The sequence below is a fragment of the Pseudomonas sp. ANT_J12 genome (assembly GCF_008370045.1).
Lineage (GTDB): Bacteria > Pseudomonadota > Gammaproteobacteria > Pseudomonadales > Pseudomonadaceae > Aquipseudomonas.
On record NZ_VOBN01000007.1, the window covers coordinates 107,107 to 125,609 of the forward strand.

Annotated in this window: 17 protein-coding genes; 12 read left to right on the forward strand and 5 right to left on the reverse strand. The window is 60.9% G+C overall.

Annotated elements, in window-relative coordinates; genetic code table 11:
• Positions 1-217: 217 nt before the first annotated feature.
• From FQ192_RS16975 to FQ192_RS17010, 8 genes are all read left to right on the forward strand, one after another.
• Positions 218-2,152 carry a putative nucleotidyltransferase substrate binding domain-containing protein gene (locus FQ192_RS16975; protein ID WP_149659609.1) on the forward strand — a complete coding sequence of 645 codons (1,935 nt, stop codon included), beginning with the start codon at positions 218-220 and terminating at the stop codon, positions 2,150-2,152.
• Positions 2,149-2,856, forward strand: a complete 708-nt coding sequence (locus tag FQ192_RS16980) for a PolC-type DNA polymerase III (RefSeq protein WP_149659610.1) — start codon at positions 2,149-2,151, stop codon at positions 2,854-2,856. The genes FQ192_RS16975 and FQ192_RS16980 overlap by 4 nt, the downstream gene beginning before the upstream one ends.
• 243 nt (positions 2,857-3,099) lie before the next feature.
• Complete coding sequence (locus FQ192_RS16985) at positions 3,100-3,618, forward strand: RNA polymerase sigma factor (protein ID WP_149659611.1); 519 nt, start codon at positions 3,100-3,102, stop codon at positions 3,616-3,618.
• On the forward strand, positions 3,615-4,586 hold the full coding sequence (locus FQ192_RS16990; RefSeq protein ID WP_149659612.1) for a FecR domain-containing protein: 972 nt from the start codon (positions 3,615-3,617) through the stop codon (positions 4,584-4,586). The genes FQ192_RS16985 and FQ192_RS16990 overlap by 4 nt, the downstream gene beginning before the upstream one ends.
• 235 nt (positions 4,587-4,821) lie before the next feature.
• A complete protein-coding gene (locus FQ192_RS16995) occupies positions 4,822-7,248 on the forward strand; it encodes a TonB-dependent siderophore receptor (RefSeq protein WP_149659613.1) in 2,427 nt (808 codons plus the stop codon).
• A gap of 71 nt (positions 7,249-7,319) precedes the next feature.
• Complete coding sequence (locus tag FQ192_RS17000) at positions 7,320-8,450, forward strand: PepSY domain-containing protein (protein ID WP_149659614.1); 1,131 nt, start codon at positions 7,320-7,322, stop codon at positions 8,448-8,450.
• A complete protein-coding gene (locus FQ192_RS17005; protein WP_149659615.1) occupies positions 8,447-8,626 on the forward strand; it encodes a hypothetical protein in 180 nt (59 codons plus the stop codon). Before FQ192_RS17000 ends, FQ192_RS17005 begins: the two co-directional genes overlap by 4 nt.
• Positions 8,627-8,697: 71 nt before the next feature.
• Entirely contained in the window at positions 8,698-9,327 is a 630-nt protein-coding gene (locus FQ192_RS17010; protein WP_149659616.1) for a glutathione S-transferase N-terminal domain-containing protein, read from the forward strand.
• A 180-nt stretch (positions 9,328-9,507) separates the two neighbouring features.
• Here FQ192_RS17010 and creD read toward each other — a convergent pair whose 3' ends face one another.
• The 4 genes from creD to FQ192_RS17040 form a co-directional block, all read right to left on the reverse strand.
• Positions 9,508-10,878, reverse strand: coding sequence for a cell envelope integrity protein CreD (gene creD, locus FQ192_RS17020; protein WP_149659618.1), 1,371 nt, complete (start codon positions 10,876-10,878; stop codon positions 9,508-9,510).
• 258 nt (positions 10,879-11,136) lie between these two features.
• The gene (gene creC, locus FQ192_RS17030; protein ID WP_149659619.1) at positions 11,137-12,555 is read right to left on the reverse strand and encodes a two-component system sensor histidine kinase CreC; all 1,419 of its coding nucleotides are present in this window, start codon (positions 12,553-12,555) and stop codon (positions 11,137-11,139) included.
• A complete protein-coding gene (creB, locus tag FQ192_RS17035; RefSeq protein WP_149659620.1) occupies positions 12,555-13,235 on the reverse strand; it encodes a two-component system response regulator CreB in 681 nt (226 codons plus the stop codon). The genes creC and creB overlap by 1 nt, the downstream gene beginning before the upstream one ends.
• A 59-nt stretch (positions 13,236-13,294) precedes the next feature.
• The gene (locus tag FQ192_RS17040) at positions 13,295-13,801 is read right to left on the reverse strand and encodes an ATP-dependent zinc protease (protein ID WP_169372764.1); all 507 of its coding nucleotides are present in this window, start codon (positions 13,799-13,801) and stop codon (positions 13,295-13,297) included.
• A 342-nt stretch (positions 13,802-14,143) separates the two neighbouring features.
• Between FQ192_RS17040 and FQ192_RS17045 the strand changes: the two genes are divergently transcribed.
• Positions 14,144-15,031: an acyltransferase gene (locus tag FQ192_RS17045; protein WP_149659622.1), complete on the forward strand. Its 888-nt coding sequence runs from the start codon at positions 14,144-14,146 to the stop codon at positions 15,029-15,031.
• Position 15,032: 1 nt separating this feature from the next.
• On the opposite strand, the gene FQ192_RS17050 is transcribed toward FQ192_RS17045, so the two are convergent.
• Entirely contained in the window at positions 15,033-15,587 is a 555-nt protein-coding gene (locus FQ192_RS17050; protein WP_149659623.1) for a DUF2780 domain-containing protein, read from the reverse strand.
• A 339-nt stretch (positions 15,588-15,926) separates the two neighbouring features.
• On the opposite strand from FQ192_RS17050, the gene FQ192_RS17060 reads away from it, so the two are divergent.
• Genes FQ192_RS17060 through FQ192_RS17070 form a run of 3 tightly spaced genes read left to right on the forward strand, consistent with a single transcriptional unit; the run spans position 15,927 to position 17,891 of the window.
• The gene (locus FQ192_RS17060; RefSeq protein ID WP_149659624.1) at positions 15,927-16,520 is read left to right on the forward strand and encodes a fasciclin domain-containing protein; all 594 of its coding nucleotides are present in this window, start codon (positions 15,927-15,929) and stop codon (positions 16,518-16,520) included.
• Between the two features lie 55 nt (positions 16,521-16,575).
• The gene (locus tag FQ192_RS17065; RefSeq protein WP_149659625.1) at positions 16,576-17,220 is read left to right on the forward strand and encodes a sigma-70 family RNA polymerase sigma factor; all 645 of its coding nucleotides are present in this window, start codon (positions 16,576-16,578) and stop codon (positions 17,218-17,220) included.
• Entirely contained in the window at positions 17,217-17,891 is a 675-nt protein-coding gene (locus tag FQ192_RS17070; RefSeq protein ID WP_149659626.1) for an anti-sigma factor domain-containing protein, read from the forward strand. Before FQ192_RS17065 ends, FQ192_RS17070 begins: the two co-directional genes overlap by 4 nt.
• Positions 17,892-18,503: the final 612 nt, after the last annotated feature.

Below are 18,503 nucleotides of genomic sequence, written 5' to 3' on the forward strand. Positions count from 1 at the left end.
CAGACATCGCTAAGCAGAGCTTCAATGTGCACTTCGTCGGATATTTTGCCTAGAGGAAAAATGAGACGTTTTCCCACTATGGGTGTAGGGCATATCCCAAATTTAGCCAAAAGCACCGACTACCTAGACTTACGTCCAATGGGCACCCCGCGCACGGGGGCCGACCATGGCTGAACGATCCGACAACAACAATTCAAAAAAGACTGCGGTAATAGTTATGAGTAAAGCGGATGCCTTCACCCAGGCAGGGAAAACCGCGGTATTGCAGAACATCCAGGGCACTCTGCAATTCCTCCAGCGCTTCCCGCCCTTCAATCAGATGGAACACGCCCACCTGGCCTACCTGGTGGAGCAATGCCAGCTGCGTTTCTACGGTCCCGGCGAGAGCATCATCAAGCCTGCCGACGGCCCGGTTGAACACTTCTACATCGTCAAACAGGGCCGGGTCGTCGGGGAACGCCCGCACACGGCCAAGGGCGGCACCGAAACCACCTTCGAGATCACCACCGGCGAGTGCTTCCCTCTCGCCGCGTTGCTGGGGGAACGGGCGACCCGCACCGAGCACCTCGCCGCCGAAGATACGTTCTGCCTGCAACTGAACAAACTGGCCTTCATCAAGCTGTTCGCCCTCTCCAACACGTTCCGCGACTTCGCCCTGCGCGGGGTCAGCAGCCTGCTGGATCAGGTCAACCAGCAAGTCCAGCAAAAAGCCGTGGAAACCCTCGGCACGCAATATTCCCTGAACACCCGACTCGGCGAACTGGCAATGCGTCACCCGGTGACGTGCAGCCCGACTACCCCGCTGCGCGAAGCCGTGACCCTGATGCATGAGCAGCAGGTCGGCAGCATCGTGATCGTCGACGAACACAAGGCGCCGCTGGGGATTTTCACCCTGCGCGATTTACGCCATGTGGTGGCCCAAGGCACCAACGATTTCAACGAAGTCATCGAACGGCACATGACCCGGGCACCCTTTTTCCTGACCCCGGACCACAGCGCCTTCGACGCGGCGATCGCCATGACCGAACGGCACATCGCCCACGTCTGCCTGGTCAAGGAGCAGCGCCTGTGCGGCGTGGTGTCCGAGCGGGATCTGTTTTCCCTGCAACGGGTCGATCTGGTGCATCTGGCGCGGACCATCCGTAGCGCACAGAAAGTCGACAACCTGGTGGCGATGCGCGGCGAGATCGGCCAATTGGTGGAGCGCATGCTCGCCCACGGCGCGTCCTCAACCCAGATCACCCACATCATTACCCTGCTCAACGACCACACCGTGTCTCGCGTAATCGAGTTGACCCTCGCCGAGAAAGGCGACCCCGGCATTCCATTCAGTTGGCTGTGCTTCGGCAGCGAAGGCCGCCGCGAGCAGACCCTGCACACCGATCAGGACAACGGCATTCTGTTCGAAGCCCGGGACGCGGCGCATGCCGCCGAGATTCGCGGCAAGCTGTTGCCCATCGCCCAGCAGATCAACCACAGCCTGGCGCTGTGCGGCTTTACCCTGTGCAAGGGCAACATCATGGCCGGCAACCCCGAGCTGTGTTTGTCCCGGGCCGAATGGGCGCGGCGCTTTGCGGCGTTCATCCGCGAGGCGACGCCGGAGAATCTGTTGGGTTCGAGCATCTACTTCGACTTGCGGGTGGTCTGGGGCGACGAGCAAGGCTGCGAGCAACTGCGTCGAGGGATTCTCGATCAGGTGGCGGACAACCGTTTGTTCCAGCGGATGATGGCCGAGAATGCGTTGCGCAACCGTCCGCCCGTAGGACGATTCCGCGAGTTCGTGCTGGCGCGCAAGAATGGCGAGAAAGCCACGCTGGACCTGAAAGTCCAGGGCCTCACGCCTTTCGTCGACGGCGCCCGCTTGCTGGCTCTGGCCAATGGCATCGAAGCCAACAACACCCAGGAGCGCTTCCGGCAACTGGTGGAAAAAGAAGTCATCGATCGGCTGGACGGCGCAGCGTACGAAGAGGCCTATCACTTCATTCAGCAAACCCGCATGCAGCAACATCAGCTACAGACCCGGGAGAACTTGCCCTACTCCAACCGCGTCGATCCCGACAGCCTCAATCATCTGGACCGCCGTATCCTGCGTGAATCCCTGCGCCAGGCCCAACGCCTGCAAAGCAGCCTGACGTTGCGGTATCAGCTATGAGCCTGTTTTCATGGTTGCGTCCGGCAACCCCGCTGCTGGCCGAGGACCTGCAACAACGTCTGCAACGCTTGCCGGCCGGCGCTGAGCTACGTGAATGCAGCCTGCGCGAGCAGCGCTGGGTGGTGCTGGACCTGGAAACCACCGGGCTGAACCTGAACAAGGATCGGGTGCTGTCCATCGGCGCGGTGGTGATCGAGGACGGGGCGATCGATTTCAGCCAGCAGTTCGAACGCACCCTGCAATGCGTTGATATGAAATTGGCGCCGAGCATGTTGATCCACGGCCTGGGCCCGAGCGCGATTGCCGCTGGCAGCGACCCGGCCGAGGCGTTGCTGGAGTTCATGGAGTTCCTGGGGGACAGTCCGGTGCTGGCGTTTCATGCGCCGTTCGATCAGCACATGCTTGGGCGGGCGCTGAAAGATCATCTGGGCTACAAGTTGCAGCATCCGTTTCTGGATGTAGCCGACATCGCCCCGCTGCTCTGCCCCCAGGCGAATATCCGCGAGGCGGGGCTGGATGAGTGGATCGACTGGTTCAAGCTTGAAGTCTTTGAACGGCATAACGCCAGTGCCGATGCGTTGGCCACGGCGGAACTGGCGCTGATTTTGTTCAGCCGGGCGCGGCAGCAGCAGATTCATAGCCCGTTGAATCTGCAGCAGCGGATCAGCCAGTGGAAGCGGCGGCAGCGGGCGCCATCGTTCTGAATCGGCGGCGTCTGTTCTGGCGCCATCGCGGGCAAGCCTTGCTCCTACGGGTTCGAGTCGGACGCGAAATGGACGACGACACAAAACCTGTAGGAGCAAGGCTTGCCCGCGAAGAACGATAACGCGGTCTAACTGAATGCCCCGCTGCGGTCTCCCGACCAGCGTTAATTGCTTACGTCCCCCGCCTCTGCCACAATCGCGAACAATTCTCGTTAGTTAACACTTCCCAATCGGTGATGCTACGTGTCGTCAGTCCAAGGCCCCCACAGTGAGCTCGTTGGTGCGTTATATCGCGACCATCGCGGTTGGCTATTGGCCTGGCTGCGCCGCAATGTGGCCTGCCCGCAACGGGCCGAGGACCTGAGCCAGGACACCTTTGTCCGCCTGCTCGGTCGTGACGAACTCAAGGAACCGCGCGAACCCCGGGCGTTCCTGGTGGCCATCGCCAAGGGCCTGTTGTTCGACTATTTCCGTCGCGCCGCACTGGAACAGGCCTACCTCACCGAGTTGATGCTCATCCCCGAGGGCGAACAGCCGTCGGTGGAAGAGCAGCAAATGATCCTCGAAGACCTCAAGGCCATCGACCGCTTGCTCGGCAAACTGTCGAGCAAGGCCCGGGCCGCCTTCCTTTATAACCGCCTCGATGGCCTGACCCACGCCGAAATCGCCGAGAAACTCGGGGTCTCGGTGCCTCGTGTGCGGCAGTACCTGGCCCAGGGCATTCGCCAGTGCTACATCGCGCTGTACGGTGAGCCGGTATGAGCCCGGTCAGCTCCAAACCGGTGTCGGCCCAGGTGCTGGATGCGGCGATTGCCTGGCAGCTGTCCCTGGATTCCAGCAGCCCGATCGAGCGCGAAGAGTTCGCCAAATGGCACGCCGCCCACGAAGAACACGCCCGCGCCTGGCGCCAACTGGGCATGCTCGACCAGCGCTTCAGCGTCGCCAGCGGCCCGGCCCGCACCGCGTTGCTGCAATCGCGCGAAAGCATTCGGCGGCGGGTGCGCAAGCTCGGTAGCGGTTTGGCCAGCGTTATCGCGGTGATCGGTTTGGCGCTATTCGCCGGTGATCGCTACCTGCCTGTCGACTATTGGCTCGCCGACCAGCGCACCGCCACTGGCGAGCAGCGCACCCTGCGCCTGGCTGACGGCACGGTGATCAACCTCAACACCCACAGCGCCGTGGATGTGCGCTTCGATGAGAAGCAGCGGCGGATCATCCTTCAGGAAGGCGAGATCCTCGTCGAAACCGGCCACGGCGATGCCCGGCCGTTTATCGTTGAAACCCGCGAAGGCAGCATGCGCGCCTTGGGCACGCGGTTCCTGGTCAAGCGCGAAGAAGCAGGCACGCGGTTGAGCGTGTTGAAGTCGGCAGTGGCGGCGCATCCCGAGTCGAGCCCCGAAGAACAGATTTTGCGCGAAGGCCAGCAGGTGTTGATGCGCAGCAATGGCCTGGGCCCGATTGCCGCGCTCACCCTCGGCGCCGACGCCTGGACCCGGGGCATGCTGGTCGTCGACAACGCGCGCCTGGAAGACCTGGTGCATGAACTCGGCCGCTACCGCCATGGGCATCTGGGCGTGGCGCCGGAGATTGCCGATTTGCGCATCACCGGCAGCTTCCCGTTGCACGACATCGACAAGGCGTTGAGCGCGTTGTTGCCGACCTTGCCGGTGCAGATTGAACAGCACACGGCGTGGTGGGTGACGGTGGCGAAGGCTGACGTTAAGCCCTGAGATTTTTGGCGTCTGATCTGACGCCTTCGCGGGCAAGCCTCGCTCCTACAGGGGTTGTGTCGTTCGCAGTATTACCGGTCGACACAAAACCTGTAGGAGCGAGGCTTGCCCGCGAAGAGGCCAGCAGCCACACCAAAAATCCTGAATCGAAATAATTTTCATCCACCCCTATCACTTTTGCATTCTCGTCCGGCACCTAGGCAATTGAGAAATATTTCCATTCAGGAGCCGCTCTATGTCCCGTTCGCTCGACACCTTATTGCGCCCCAGTTTGCTGGCGGTTGCCATTACCCTTTGTGCCCCCCTGGCCAGCAGCCAACTGATCGCCGCTGAACAGGCGTCGAGCGTTCGCGCCTACAACCTGCCGGCCGCGCCATTGGCCAGCACCCTGAACCAGATCGCCAGTCAGGCCGGTCTGGCGCTGTCGCTGAATCCATCGCTGGCGGCGGGCAAGACCTCGGCACCGGTCAAAGGTCAGTTCGACGCGACCGCCGCCCTGCGTGAAGCCTTGCGCGGCACCGGCCTGCAACTGGAACAGAGCAGCACCGGCACCTACAGCCTGGTGGCCGTGCCCGAGGGCGTGATGGCGTTGCCGGAAACCGCCGTGATTGGTGTGGAAAATGCTGAAAGTGCCTGGGGCCCGGTCGATGGTTACGTCGCCACCCGCACCGCTGCCGGCACCAAGACCGACACCGCATTGGTTGAAGCACCGCGTTCGATTTCTGTCGCGACCCGTCAGCAGATGGATGACCGCAGCGTGCACAGTCTGGATGACGCCGTGCGCTACATGCCTGGCATCACCGCCAGCAGCTACGGCAGCGATACCCGAGCCGACTGGTTGCGGGTACGCGGTTTCGAGCCGACCCAGTTCCTCGACGGATTGCCGCTGCCAAAAGGCGTGTACGCCAACCCGAAACAGGAAACCTGGAACCTTGACCGCCTCACCCTGCTGCGTGGTCCGGCCTCTTCGGTTTACGGCCAGACCCCGCCGGGCGGCCTGCTGGACATGGTCAGCCGCCGTCCAAGCGACGTGACCAGCAGCGAAATCCAACTGCAATACGGCAGTGACAACCACCGTCAGATCAACTTCGCCAGCACCGGCAAGATCGACGACGCGGGCCAGTTCCTTTATGGCATCAGCGGCGTGGTACGTGACAGCGATACGCAGATCGACCACATCGAAAACAAGCGCTACAACATCGCGCCGAGCCTGACCTGGAACATCGACGAAGACACCAGGTTCACCCTGCTGTCCCAGTTCACTCGCGACGATACCGGCATCACTAGCCAGTTCCTGCCAATTCAAGGCACCAAGATCCGTTCCCCGCTCGGCGATATTTCCCATCACAAAAACCTCGGTGACCCGGACTGGGAATACTACGACCGCACTTATTACGCACTGGGCTATGCGTTTGAACACCGCATCAACGATGTCTGGCAGTTCAAGCAAAACCTGCGCTACACCAAATCCGACCTGTCCTTCCAGGCCCTCACCGTCGGTGCTTTTGAATTCAACCCTGTCGATGCCAATGGCAACGTTGGCCGCACCAGTACCTCTGTCGACGAAGACATCAGCCAATTCGCGGTGGATAACAACTTTCAGGCCGACTTCGCCACGGGCGATGTCCGCCATACCCTGCTGTTGGGTCTGGATCACCAACGCAGCAACACCAATTACACCTCGATTTTCGGCGACGGCCTGAAGACCAATGTCAACAACCCGATCTACGGCCAGCCGATCGTTCGTCCTGCACGCTCCACTGCGTTCTATGACTACGACCAGAAGACCTATCAAACCGGCCTGTACGTGCAGGACCAGATGGCGCTCGACCAATGGCGCCTGACCCTCGGCGGTCGTGAAGACTGGGTACACACCGGTACCCAATTCCTCAACAAGGCCGATGCGACCAACACCCAGCGCGACAAGAACTTCAGTGGCAACGCGGCCCTGAGCTACGTGTTTGATTCGGGCTTCGTACCGTACATTTCTTACGCCGAATCCTTCCAGCCCACGTCCGGCGCCGATGCCTCTTCCACGGGCTCGCTGAAACCGACCGAAGGCAAACAATGGGAAATGGGCGTCAAGTACCAGCCACCGGGCAGCAAGACCCTGCTTACCGCGGCAGTGTATGACCTGACCCAGAAGAACGTCGCCGTAACCACCACCGTCGGCAACACGCCGATCACCAGCCAGACCGGCGAAGTGAAAGTCAAAGGCCTGGAACTGGAAGCAGTTTCTGACCTTACCGACAACCTGAAAGTGATCGCCGCCTACACCCTGGCCAAGTCCGAAGTGCAAAAAGGCGATTTCAAAGGCAATCGCCTGCAACTGATGCCAAACCAGCAAGCCTCGCTGTGGACCGATTACACCTGGCACACCGGCGTGCTCGACGGCTTCGGTATCGGCGGCGGCGTGCGTTACACCGGCAACACTTACGGCGACCAGGCCAACACCTGGCTGGGCAAGGCGGATGCTTACACCGTATTCGATGCCGCCGTGCATTACGATTTGGGCCGTCTGGATAACAGCCTCAAGGGCGCGTCGCTGGCACTCAACGCCACTAACCTGTTCGACAAGGACTACATGTCCACCTGCGACAGTTACAACTGCTACTACGGCGACCAGCGCAGTGTCATCGCCAGCGCCACTTACAAGTGGTAATTGCCTGAGCTGATAGCTCCAAGACCAAGCCGTCCTTCAAGGACGGCTTTGGTATTTCTGAAGGCCATGAAATGAAAAGTAAAACAATTCGCCGCTGGTCCTGCATCCACACCTGGACCAGCCTGATTTGCACGGTGTTCCTGCTGATGCTCGCACTGACCGGCCTGCCGTTGATCTTCCACCACGAGATCGACCATTTGCTGGGGGATGCCGCCGAGTTGAAGGTCATGCCGGCGGACACCCCGCAGCTGAATTTGCAACAGTTGGTGGCCGCCGCCGAGCAGCATCGGCCAGGCGACGTCATGCAGTACTTTGGCTACGACGATGAAGACACCAACGGCGTGATCGCGATCATGGCGAAAACCGCCGGCACCGAGCCCAACTCGTCCCACACCTTCATGCTCGATGCCCGCACCGGCGAAGCGCTGGAGATGCCGTCGGCCAACGGTGGGCTGATGATGGTCATGCTGCGCCTGCACGTGGACATGTTCGCCGGGCTGCCGGGCAAATTGCTGCTGGCGTTCATGGGCATCATGTTTGTCGCGGCGATTGTGTCCGGCACGGTGCTGTATCTGCCGTTCATGCGCCGTTTGAAATTCGCCACCGTGCGCCAGGACAAATCCACCCGCCTGCGCTGGCTCGACCTGCACAACCTGATTGGCGTGGTGACCCTGACCTGGGCGTTGGTGGTTGGCGTGACCGGCGTGATCAGCGCCTGCGCCGACTTGCTGATCGCCGCCTGGCGCAACGATAGCCTGAGCGCGATGGTCGCGCCCTATCGCGATGCGCCGCCGCTGACGCAACTGGCACCCGCCACGCGACTGCTCGATATTGCCAAGGAAGTCGCGCCGGGCATGCAGCCGGACTTCATCGCCTTCCCCGGCACGCGTTTCTCCAGCGAACACCATTACGCGGTGTTCATGAAAGGCAGCACGCACCTGACCTCGCACCTGCTGACCCCGGTGCTGATCGACGCCAGCACCCTGCAAGTCACGGCCGTGGCCGAGCGTCCGTGGTACATGGACGCCATGGGCATGTCACAGCCGCTGCACTTCGGGGATTACGGCGGCATGCCGATGAAAATCCTCTGGGCGACCCTGGATGTGCTGACCATCATCGTGCTCGGCAGCGGGGTGTATTTGTGGGTGGTGCGGCGCAAAGCGGCGAAGCCAGTGCTCGATAAAGCGGAGCGTGCGGCATGAAGCCCCGACAGTCGAACTTCTGGAAAGTCTTCGCCACGCCGACGGTAATCGCATTGCTCAGCGCGGCCGGGTTGTTTTCCGCGCTGCTGGGGGATGGCGTGTGGGATGCGTTGAGCTGGCTGGGCCTGGGCATCCCTGCGGCCCTGGCCCTGCGCGGGTTGCTGCAACGGCAGTAAAAACCTTTCACCTTGAGCTATCGGGGCAACACGCTATGCTGCCCGGCATTGCCACCGATCGAGACGCTGCCATGTCCGCCCCGAGCATGACCCTGTTCCACAACCCCGCTTCGCCCTTTGTTCGCAAAGTCACGGTACTGCTGCACGAGACCGGCCAGACCGACCGCGTGGCCCTGCAACTCAGCCAGTTGACGCCGGTCAGCCCGGACCTGGCGCTGTGCGAAGACAACCCGCTGGGCAAGATCCCGGCCCTGCGCCTGGCCGATGGCAACGTCATCCATGACAGCCGGGTGATCCTCGATTACCTCGATCACCAGCACGTCGGCAATCCGCTGATCCCGCGTGACGGCCCGGCCCGCTGGCGGCGCCTGACCCTGGCCTCCCTGGCTGACGGGATCATGGACGCTGCGGTGATGATTCGTTACGAACAAGCCCTGCGCGCGCCGGAGAAACACTGGGAGCAATGGCTCGATGGCCAGCGCGAGAAGATTCGCCGTGCCTTGGCCGTGTTGGAAGCGGAGGCGATTGCCGAGCTGACCAGTCATTTCGATGTGGCGGCGATCAGCGTGGCGTGTGCCTTGGGCTACCTCGACCTGCGCCATCCCGATCTGGAATGGCGCGTGGCGAATCCGAAGCTGGGCGAGTGGTTTTTTGAGGTGAGTCAGCGGCCGTCCATGTTGGCCACGATGCCTAAGGCCTGATCTTTGCGGTGACTGATCTGCCGTCATCGCGGGCAAGCCTTGCCCCTACAGACCGCGTGTTCCTGTAGGAGCAAGGCTTGCCCGCGAAGGGATCACCCCCATCCAGAGGAAACAACCCGGCTATCCGCATCGCCAGTTGTTCGCCCAATCGCTGATCCTCCCGCAACCCCAACGACCGGCTCATTCCACCGCTCCCATATCAAATTCCAACGGCTTGGCGGTCTTCGCGCCGATGCCGTACCAGTCCAGTTTGCGGGTCAGCACCATGAACACACCCAACAGCCCGAACAGCAACAGCGAGCCCATCAACAGCGCGTAATCCTCGGCACTCAACAAGCCATAAAGCAAACCGTACAACGCCGCCAGTCCAGCCGAAAAACTCAAGCCGTGGCGCACGCTGCGCAACACGTGGCAGACGTAGAAGCCGATCAGCAGCACACAGCTACTCGCCGACAGCAGATACGCCAGGGCAAAGCCAATGTGCTCGGACAGCGACAGCAGCAACAGGTAGAAAAACGCCAGGGCCACGCCGACCAGCGCGTATTGCACCGGGTGCACCGCCAGGCTTTTCAGCACTTCGAAGAGGAAGAAGCCCGCGAAGGTCAGGACGATAAACAGCAAGGCATATTTGATCGCCCGGTCGCTTTTCAGGTACTGGTCCACCGGGTCGATGAAGCTCACGCCGAAGCTACGAGCGTTGAACGCTTCACAGCCCGCCCCGGACGCGCAACTGTTCAACGCTTCTTGCAAGTTGGTGGAGAAAAACGAGGTTTGCCAATTGGCGGTGAAACCCTGGTCGCTGACTTCGCGCTGGGTCGGCAGGTAGTTGCCGACAAAGCTTGGGTGCGGCCAGTTGGCGGCGAATGCGACTTTGCTGGTCTTGCCCACCGGCAGCACTTGCAACTGACCGGTGCCTTGCAAGCGCAGGTCGAAACCGAAGGCCAATTCCGTGGCCTGCTTCGCATCCAGTGCCGGCAGCATGACGTGCACACCCTCCCCCAAAAAGCCCACCTGGCTACCCGGGACGAAGTCCAGGCGCTGGCCATCGAGTTCCAGTTTCAGGGCATTCTCGATGCCACGAATGTCGCTGATGCCGACCGCCAGAAAGGGCTGGTCGAATTGGTAATCCGCAAAGTCTTCCTTGATGCCCAGTTGTTCCGGGATCGAAAAATGCCCGCTGATGCGGTTGTCGGCGTGGAACAGTCGCGCTTCATAAATGCCGCGCGAGCGCAGTTCGGTCTGGACCTGGCCATCCAGTTCAAAGCGTTCCGGGAGAAAGTACAAACGCCCGCGCTCTTCACCGACGTCCTGATAACGCTCGTTGGTTTTTTCGTTGAGTTTCCAGTTGCGCACTACCTTGCGATACGGCACCACCATCAGCGGCCCGCTCAATTGCTGGCTGAAGCTGGAACTGCGGGCGATGTCTTCCAACACACCATCGCGCAATTGCTGACGGTCCTGGATCACGCCGTTGATCATCAGCAATGGAATCAGCAATAACAGAATCAGTAGGGCAATCGCCCCGAGTTTTATGGCCAGGTTACGGTTCATGGGTTCTCTCCCTGTTCGAATGAGGGAGAGTTTGGTGTCGGCGTGTGAGAGTTTTGTGGGGGGAATGTGGAGAGTGTGTGGAGACTGCTCAAACTCGGCAAACACATAACCCTGTGGCGAGGGAGCTTGCTCCCGTTGGGCTGCGAAGCGGCCCCATATCCAAACTGCGAGTTGTTTCAGACTGACTGCATACGCCGGATGACGACTGCTGCGCAGCCGAACGGGAGCAAGCTCCCTCGCCACAAAGGCAGCGTGCATTCAGGGTAATTGAAGCGTGACCTCTACACCGCCCGACACATTGCCGACATGCATTCCGCCACCATGCAACTTGACCACTTCTTCAACGAAGTTAAGTCCCAACCCGGTGCTTTTGCGCCCACTGTCCGGTCGTGGCAGCGAGTAGAACCGTTCACTCAAGCGGGGTAACGCATAGTCAGGAATCGCCTCGGCCTGGTTGAACAGCCTGAACTCAATCCGCTCGCCCACACGCTCGGCGCTAAACCGCATGACACCCTGAACCGGGGTGAAATCCAGGGCGTTTTCCAGCAGATTGCCGAATGCCTGGCGCAACAGGAACGGCTCACCGATCAATGCCAGGCCAGGGGCAATCGTCTGTTCAACGCGCAATTGTTTGCTTTCGATACGTGCGGCCTGAGCGTCGAGCACTGCCTTAACCAATGCCGCCAACGGCACCTCGACACGTTCTTCCAACCCTTGCCGCTGCTCAACCTGCGCCAGGTTCAACAACCGCTCGATCAACTGCTGCATCCGCGCGCTTTCGCTGTGGATGTTGCTGACGAAACGCTGCTGCTGGGCCACGGGCATCTCGCCTTGTAACAGTTCCGCCGCGCCGCGAATCGCCGCCAGCGGGCTCTTCAACTCATGGGTCAAGGTGTGCACGTAGCGCTCGACGTAGGCTTTGCCTTCCAGTTGTGTGCGCATCTGCTCCACCGCCGTCGCCAGTTGCTCGAACTCGCCACCGCGATAATGCGGCACCTCGACCCGCCGCCCTTCGCTGACGGCTTGGGCGTAAGCGGTCAACCGCCGCAGCGCCGCGCTCAACCACCAGGACAGCACCGCGCCAAACAGTAAGCCGAGGCCGATCAACCCGGCGCCATAAGCGAACAAGCGTCTCTCGGTCCGGTCGACGTAAGGCTGCAATGAGCTGTTGGGCTTGGCCACGGTGACCACACCGATGATCTGACCGTTGTCACGGATCGGCGCGCCAACGTGCATCGCCGAGGTGCGGGCGTCATTGGGATCGGTGCGGGTCGAGCGGGCGCCGTATTCACCGCGCAGGGTCAGGTAGACGTCGTTCCAGCGCGAGTAGTCCTGGCCCACGGCGACGCCGCTGGAGTCCAGCACCACGATGCCTTTGGCGTCAGTGACGTAGATGCGGTGGCTGACCTGATTCTTCGGCAGGCCCCAGATGCTCGCCTTCGGCTGCCGTTCGCCGTAGGCCTTGAGCAGTTGCGGCCAGTGATTCTGGTTGAGGGTGCCGGCCTTGAAGTCATCGCGCAGGATCTCGGCCATCAGGTTGGCGGTGTCCACCAGGGTTTCTTCGGTGGACTGGCGCACGCCGGGACGGATTTCCTGGATCACGGTGTTGAGCACGAAATAACCGGTCAGGCCGATAAACAGCACGTAGACCAGGAAAATCCGGATCGCCAGTGACATCAGCTGTGTCCCGGGCTGTAGCTGTAGCCGAGGCCGCGATGGGTCTGGATCGGTTCGGCGTCGGCCCGCACCAGGCGCAGTTTGGCGCGCACGCTCTTGATGTGGCTGTCGATGCTGCGCTCGTAGCCGGCATCGGCGGGCACGCCCAGGGCGTCGAGCAATTGCTCGCGACTGAAGACACGCTCAGGTTGTTCGAGCAGGCATTGCAGCAGACGGAACTCATGGCGCGTCAGGCTCAGGGGCTGGCCGCGATAGCTGATCTGCACCCGTTCGCTGTCGATGCGGAACAGCGTCGAGGCCACTTCGGCTGAAGCACGCGGGGTCATGCGCTTGAGGATCGCCCGGACCCGCGCCGCCACTTCTCGCGGGCTGAACGGCTTGACCACGTAATCGTCGGCGCCGATTTCCAGGCCCACCACGCGGTCGATTTCCGCATCACGGGCACTAAGGAAGATCACCGGCACGTCGCTGAAACGCCGCAGTTGCTTGCAGGTTTCGAAGCCGCTGATGTCCGGCAGGCCGATGTCGAGGATGATCAGGTCGGCCGGGGTCTGGCGCTGATGTTCAAGCGCGGCGGCGCCAAGGCTCACCCACGTGGTGGTAAAGCCTTCGCCCTGCAAGGCAAAAATCAACGTATCGGCAATGGCCGCTTCGTCTTCGACAATCAGGATATGAGGCATGGCGTCCGGGCACGGCAGTTAAGTTGCGCAACGGTGGCCCAAGCCTCACATCCCGTCAATCAGCAGTCGGGTTTATCCGCGGTAAAACGTCGGGCCGGGTTCACCGCTGCGCCGAATTCACGCAAGGCCTTGGCGCCGATCAGCAGCGGGTAATTGAAGCTGCTGCGGTCGGTGAGGTTGACCTCGACCGTGCGCTTGACGTTGCCCAGGCACAGTTCCAGATCGACGACCGGACGCTTGGTGGGTGCGGCTTCGTCCTTCTCGTCCTCGTCTTCTTCGGAGCGGGTCTTGATCTTGCTGATCCGCGCGATCTTGTGCTCGTAGACCTTGTTGCTCGCGTCCTTGGTGGCGAGGCGGAAGCGCACCCAATCGTCGCCGTCGCGGGTGAACATTTCGATGTCCTTGGCCGACAGCGACGCGGTCAGGGCGCCGGTGTCCATCTTGGCCTTGAGGACTTCACCGCCGATTTCCGGCAGCGCGATGTATTCGTAACGCCCGTACAGGGTCGGCTCGGCGGCCATGACCGGCAGGGCCACGAGGGTCAGCAATGCAAGGAGGGATTTCACGTATTGGGCATCCATAAGGAGTGGGCAGCGGGATTTTAGACCTTTATCGGTTAGATCGTTCCCACGCTCTGCGTGGGAATGCCGCCATGGACGCTCTGCGTCCGCTTTGGGACGCGGAGCGTCCCGGGATGCATTCCCACGCAGAGCGTGGGAACGATCAGTACCGCGTGCGTCGGGTTGACGACTGCTTCGCAGCCGAAGCGGGAGCAAGCTCCCTCGCCACAGGGGATCTTCATGATTCTGAGCATATCGCTTCAAAGGTGAAACATTCGTCACCCCCGATTTGGCCTGCCGCCCGAAGCTGCTTATCATGGCGCGCCCAAATGCTTTCAAGAGTTACTTATGCGCCGCCTGCTCACCGGCTGTTTCGTTACCCTGCTGCTGTTGCTCAACACCCTGGTCCTGTTCGGGCCGCTGATGGTGTTTGCCCTGCTCAAACTGGTCCTGCCCGGCCGTTATCGCGATTACGCCTCGTGGTCGGTGATGTGGATCGCCGAGACCTGGGCCGAAATCGACAAGCTGATCTTCCGCCTGTGCATCCCCACCCAATGGGACATTCGCGGGGGCGCTGACCTGCGAGTTGATACGTCCTATCTGGTGATCAGCAACCACCAGTCCTGGGTGGATATCCCGGCGCTGATCCAGACCCTGAACCGGCGCACGCCGTTCTTCAAATTCTTCCTCAAGAAAGAGCTGATCTGGGTGCCGTTTCTGGGCCTGGCCTGGTGGGCGCTGGATTACCCGTTCATGAAGCGCTACACCAAGGCGTTCCTGGCGAAAAACCCTGAATTGGCCGGGCATGATCTGGAGATCACCAAGGCTGCGTGCGAGCTGTATAAGCGTCAGCCGGTGACGGTGGTCAATTACCTGGAAGGCACCCGGTTTACGGCGGCAAAAAGCACCGAGCAGCAATCACCCTTCACCCACCTGCTCAAGCCCAAGGCCGGCGGCGTGGCGTTTGTGCTGGCGGCGATGGGCGAACAGCTGGATGCGATTCTGGATGTGACGGTGGTGTATCCGCAGCAGGCGATTCCGGGGTTCTGGGATTTGATCAGCGGTAACGTGCCGAAGGTCATCATCGACATCCAGACCCGCGAACTGGACCCGGCGTTGTGGCAGGGGGATTACGAAAACGATCCGCTGTTTCGCGAAACGGTCCAGAACTGGGTCAACCAGCTCTGGATCGAGAAGGACAAGCGCATCGACACGTTGCGCACCGAGCGCCGCTGAATCAGCTACCGGAGCCGGCGCCCCAGATCCCGCCCAGGCTTTCCAGCAATGGACCTCCAACGCCCTGGCCACCGAGGTACTGGAGAATCACCGGAGCAAATTGGCCGATCATGCTGCTGTCCATGCCCAAGGCGCTGAATGCGCTGTTCAGGTCATTGGTGTTCTTCACATTGCCCAAGGCGTTTTCCAGGCCGGCCGATTTGCCGGACGAACCGAGCAAGCCGCTGAGGGCACCCAGCTCACCGCCACCCGACAGTTTGTCGATCCCCGGTACGCTTTTGGCCAACTCTGAGTAATCCGTCGAACTCAATTGATTTTTGGCCAGACCGAGCATCGCCCCGGTGCCGCCAACGGCTTGTTTCGGGGTCACGTTCAATTGGCTGAGCGCACTCAGCAGGCCGGCCGTCTGCGAGGTGGGCGCGGCTGCGGCGGCGGCGTTGTCGCCTTTCATGCCGGAGATGGCATTGGCCGCATCGTTCAGGTTGAACTGAGCAAACACCGGGCTGGCCGCGAGGGTCATGAGCGAAGCCAGTGCAAAACCGCGTGAAATCTTCATCGAGACAACCTCTATAGGCATAAACCGCCCACCCATGAGCGGCGCAAAACTGTGCGTTCGACTGGTATCGCGCAGGATTGTTCCCACCCCCTGTGGGAGCGGGCTTTTGTGGCGAGGGGGCTTGCCCCCGTTGGGTCGCGAAGCGGCCCCTGCATTTTCCAGGCAGACCGCATTCAACGGACTGACGACTGCTTCGCAGCCGAACGGGGGCAAGCCCCCTCGCCACATAAGGCCTCAGTCACAAAGAGTTTCTTGGTGGTGCATCCAGTCTAGACCCCGACGCGTATATCAAGCACGGACAGACACTCCTGGCCGATTCTCCCCACAAGGATCACCACCATGAACCGCACTTCGATCAAAACCCCGTTGATTGCCAGCCTGCTGACCCTGGCCCTTGGCGGCGGACTCGCCCTCAATACCGTGCAAGCGGCAGACATGAGCCACGACAGCGTCATGGTCGGCGGCCAAAGCATGCTGCCGAGCAAGGACATCGTCGATAACGCGGTGAACTCCGCCGACCACACCACCCTGGTGGCTGCGGTAAAAGCCGCCGGCCTGGTCGACACCCTCAAAGGCAAAGGCCCGTTCACCGTGTTCGCCCCGGTCAACTCGGCGTTCACCGCCCTGCCCGCCGGCACGGTCGATACGCTGCTCAAACCCGAGAACAAAGGCACCCTGACCAAGCTCCTCACCTACCACGTCGTCGCCGGCAAACTCGACATGATGACCCTGGCCGCGAAGATCAAGGCGGGCGGCGGCAAAGCCGAACTCACCACCGTCGCGGGCGGCAAGCTGTGGGTGATGATGAACGGCCCGCACAACATCACGCTCAAGGATGAAAAGGGTGACGTCGCCGACATCACCACCTATGACGTGTACCAGTCCAACGGTGTGATTCAGGTCATCGACAAAGTGCTGATGCCCAAAGGTTGAGCAGTGCTCGCCGGCCCTGCGCATCGGGGCCGGCATTTTTCCGAGGTGCCCGTCCGTGAATGGAACAACCCCGCGCGGTGAACTAACCTCTGCCTGCAACCGGCACCGTACGCGGCCCATCGTCGCGAGCTCGATTGCCTGGAGAACCGTCATTTCCATCGCCGACACCGATCAGCTCCGACAGCTTCTGGCCCAGTGTTCACTGGGGGACCGCCGCGCGTTCGAGACGCTTTACCGTAGCGTCGGCCCGCGCTTGCACGGTATCGCCCTGCGTTTCATGGGCCGCCACGACCTGGCCGAAGAAGTGTTGCAGGAAAGCTTCGTGCGCATCTGGAACAACGCCTCGCGCTATGAATCGCACCTGTCGGCACCGCTGACCTGGATGATCAACATCACCCGCAATCAAGCCATCGACCAGTTGCGCAAACACCGCGACCGGCCGCTGACCGATCAGGAAGAACTGGCGCTGGTGGACGAAAGCCCCTCCGCCCACGAATTACTGAACGCCGCCCGCGAGGCCAATGCCTTGAACCGCTGCCTGGAAAGCCTCGAAGGCAGGCAGCGCCAATCGATTACCGTGGCGTACTTTCAGGGGCTGTCCTGCTCCGAATTGGCGGAGCATCTGGCCGCGCCGCTGGGCTCGGTCAAGTCCTGGATCCGCCGTGGCATGGAGCGCCTGCGCAGGTGCCTTGAATCATGAATTACCAAACTCCGACCCTGCGCCGCGCCCTCGCCGCCGACTACGCCATTGGCTTGATGCCCGCCGCGGCTCGCCGACGTTTTGAACAGTTGCTGCTGGAGGATGCGGCATTGCGCGCAGAACTGGCGCACTGGCAGGAAAGCCTCGCCAGCCTGACCGAAGCATTGCCCGAGCAACCGGTGCCAGAGCATGTGTGGCAGGGAATTACCGCACGGATCGAACCGCAGAGGCTGCACGTGCCCGAGAAGCGTTCCTTCTGGAACTGGATGCGGGTGACGGCGGCGCTGTGTTCGCTGGTGGTCGTCGTGTTCCTGAGCATGCTCTACAACCGCGACGATGCCCGCTACAGCGCCACTTTGCTCAGCGCCGACGCACAACCTGCGTTGAAAGTTGAAGCGCACGCGAACTTCCTGAACGTCGAGCCGCTGACACTGGCTGCGGTTGATCCAGGACGCAGCCTGGAGTTGTGGGCGATACCAGCGAACGGCAAACCGATCTCCCTCGGCGTGATTCCGGCGGGCGGCAAGGGCAAGGTTGAGTTGAGCGATGCGCAGAAGGCGTTGATCGGCAAACCGATTGCGTTGGCGGTGAGTCTTGAGCCCAAGGGTGGCTCGCCGACCGGACAGCCGACGGGGCCGGTGTTGTATCAAGGGGCGTTGGCGGCGTTGTGAGCAAACAGCAAGATCTTTTGATTCAAAAAAACGGCGACCCGAAGGTCGCCGTTTTACTTCGCTCAACACGAACCGACGCGTTGCAGAAACTAACAACTACCAACGGTTAACTTGCTATTACAGTTTGACAACTTCGCTACATCGCTCAATGGAACTGAAATTATGTTTTGTGCCCGATCCGTCGAACGACGAGTCCATCCAGCGGGACCATCAGTGAAGGTGCCTGTCCCAAAACACGTCTGATCCAGATTGCATGTGCCCGGAGGGTTCTGAGTTGTCACTGCGTTACCGCTACAAGTAGCGGCTGCTGAGCTGTTCATGAAAGCCTTCGCACACTGTTCATCGGCGAAACCCTGGGTACTGACCAACAGCAGTAATATCGAGGCGCACGGTAATCCTATTTTTTTAGCAATGTTCATTATCATCACTCCCTGAAAATAAAAGTCATTGGTACAAGAAGAACCTTGCGATTGACATAACGAATGTCACGACAAGTCCATCGTATTAACAACCCAGTGCACTTACACCTGTCATCTCTGACAGTTCTTTAGAAAAAAATGTAATTAGCGCCATCTGCCAACCAACGATTCTGCAATCAAAAAAAAACGGCGA

Coding starts and splice junctions, on each gene's coding strand:
- FQ192_RS16975 (WP_149659609.1), top strand. CDS start 218: ATGAGTAAAGCGGATGCCTTCACCCAGGCAGGGAAAACCGCGGTATTG.
- FQ192_RS16980 (WP_149659610.1), top strand. CDS start 2,149: ATGAGCCTGTTTTCATGGTTGCGTCCGGCAACCCCGCTGCTGGCCGAG.
- FQ192_RS16990 (WP_149659612.1), top strand. CDS start 3,615: ATGAGCCCGGTCAGCTCCAAACCGGTGTCGGCCCAGGTGCTGGATGCG.
- FQ192_RS16995 (WP_149659613.1), top strand. CDS start 4,822: ATGTCCCGTTCGCTCGACACCTTATTGCGCCCCAGTTTGCTGGCGGTT.
- FQ192_RS17000 (WP_149659614.1), top strand. CDS start 7,320: ATGAAAAGTAAAACAATTCGCCGCTGGTCCTGCATCCACACCTGGACC.
- FQ192_RS17005 (WP_149659615.1), top strand. CDS start 8,447: ATGAAGCCCCGACAGTCGAACTTCTGGAAAGTCTTCGCCACGCCGACG.
- FQ192_RS17010 (WP_149659616.1), top strand. CDS start 8,698: ATGTCCGCCCCGAGCATGACCCTGTTCCACAACCCCGCTTCGCCCTTT.
- creD (WP_149659618.1), bottom strand. CDS start 10,878: ATGAACCGTAACCTGGCCATAAAACTCGGGGCGATTGCCCTACTGATT.
- creC (WP_149659619.1), bottom strand. CDS start 12,555: ATGTCACTGGCGATCCGGATTTTCCTGGTCTACGTGCTGTTTATCGGC.
- creB (WP_149659620.1), bottom strand. CDS start 13,235: ATGCCTCATATCCTGATTGTCGAAGACGAAGCGGCCATTGCCGATACG.
- FQ192_RS17045 (WP_149659622.1), top strand. CDS start 14,144: ATGCGCCGCCTGCTCACCGGCTGTTTCGTTACCCTGCTGCTGTTGCTC.
- FQ192_RS17050 (WP_149659623.1), bottom strand. CDS start 15,587: ATGAAGATTTCACGCGGTTTTGCACTGGCTTCGCTCATGACCCTCGCG.
- FQ192_RS17060 (WP_149659624.1), top strand. CDS start 15,927: ATGAACCGCACTTCGATCAAAACCCCGTTGATTGCCAGCCTGCTGACC.
- FQ192_RS17070 (WP_149659626.1), top strand. CDS start 17,217: ATGAATTACCAAACTCCGACCCTGCGCCGCGCCCTCGCCGCCGACTAC.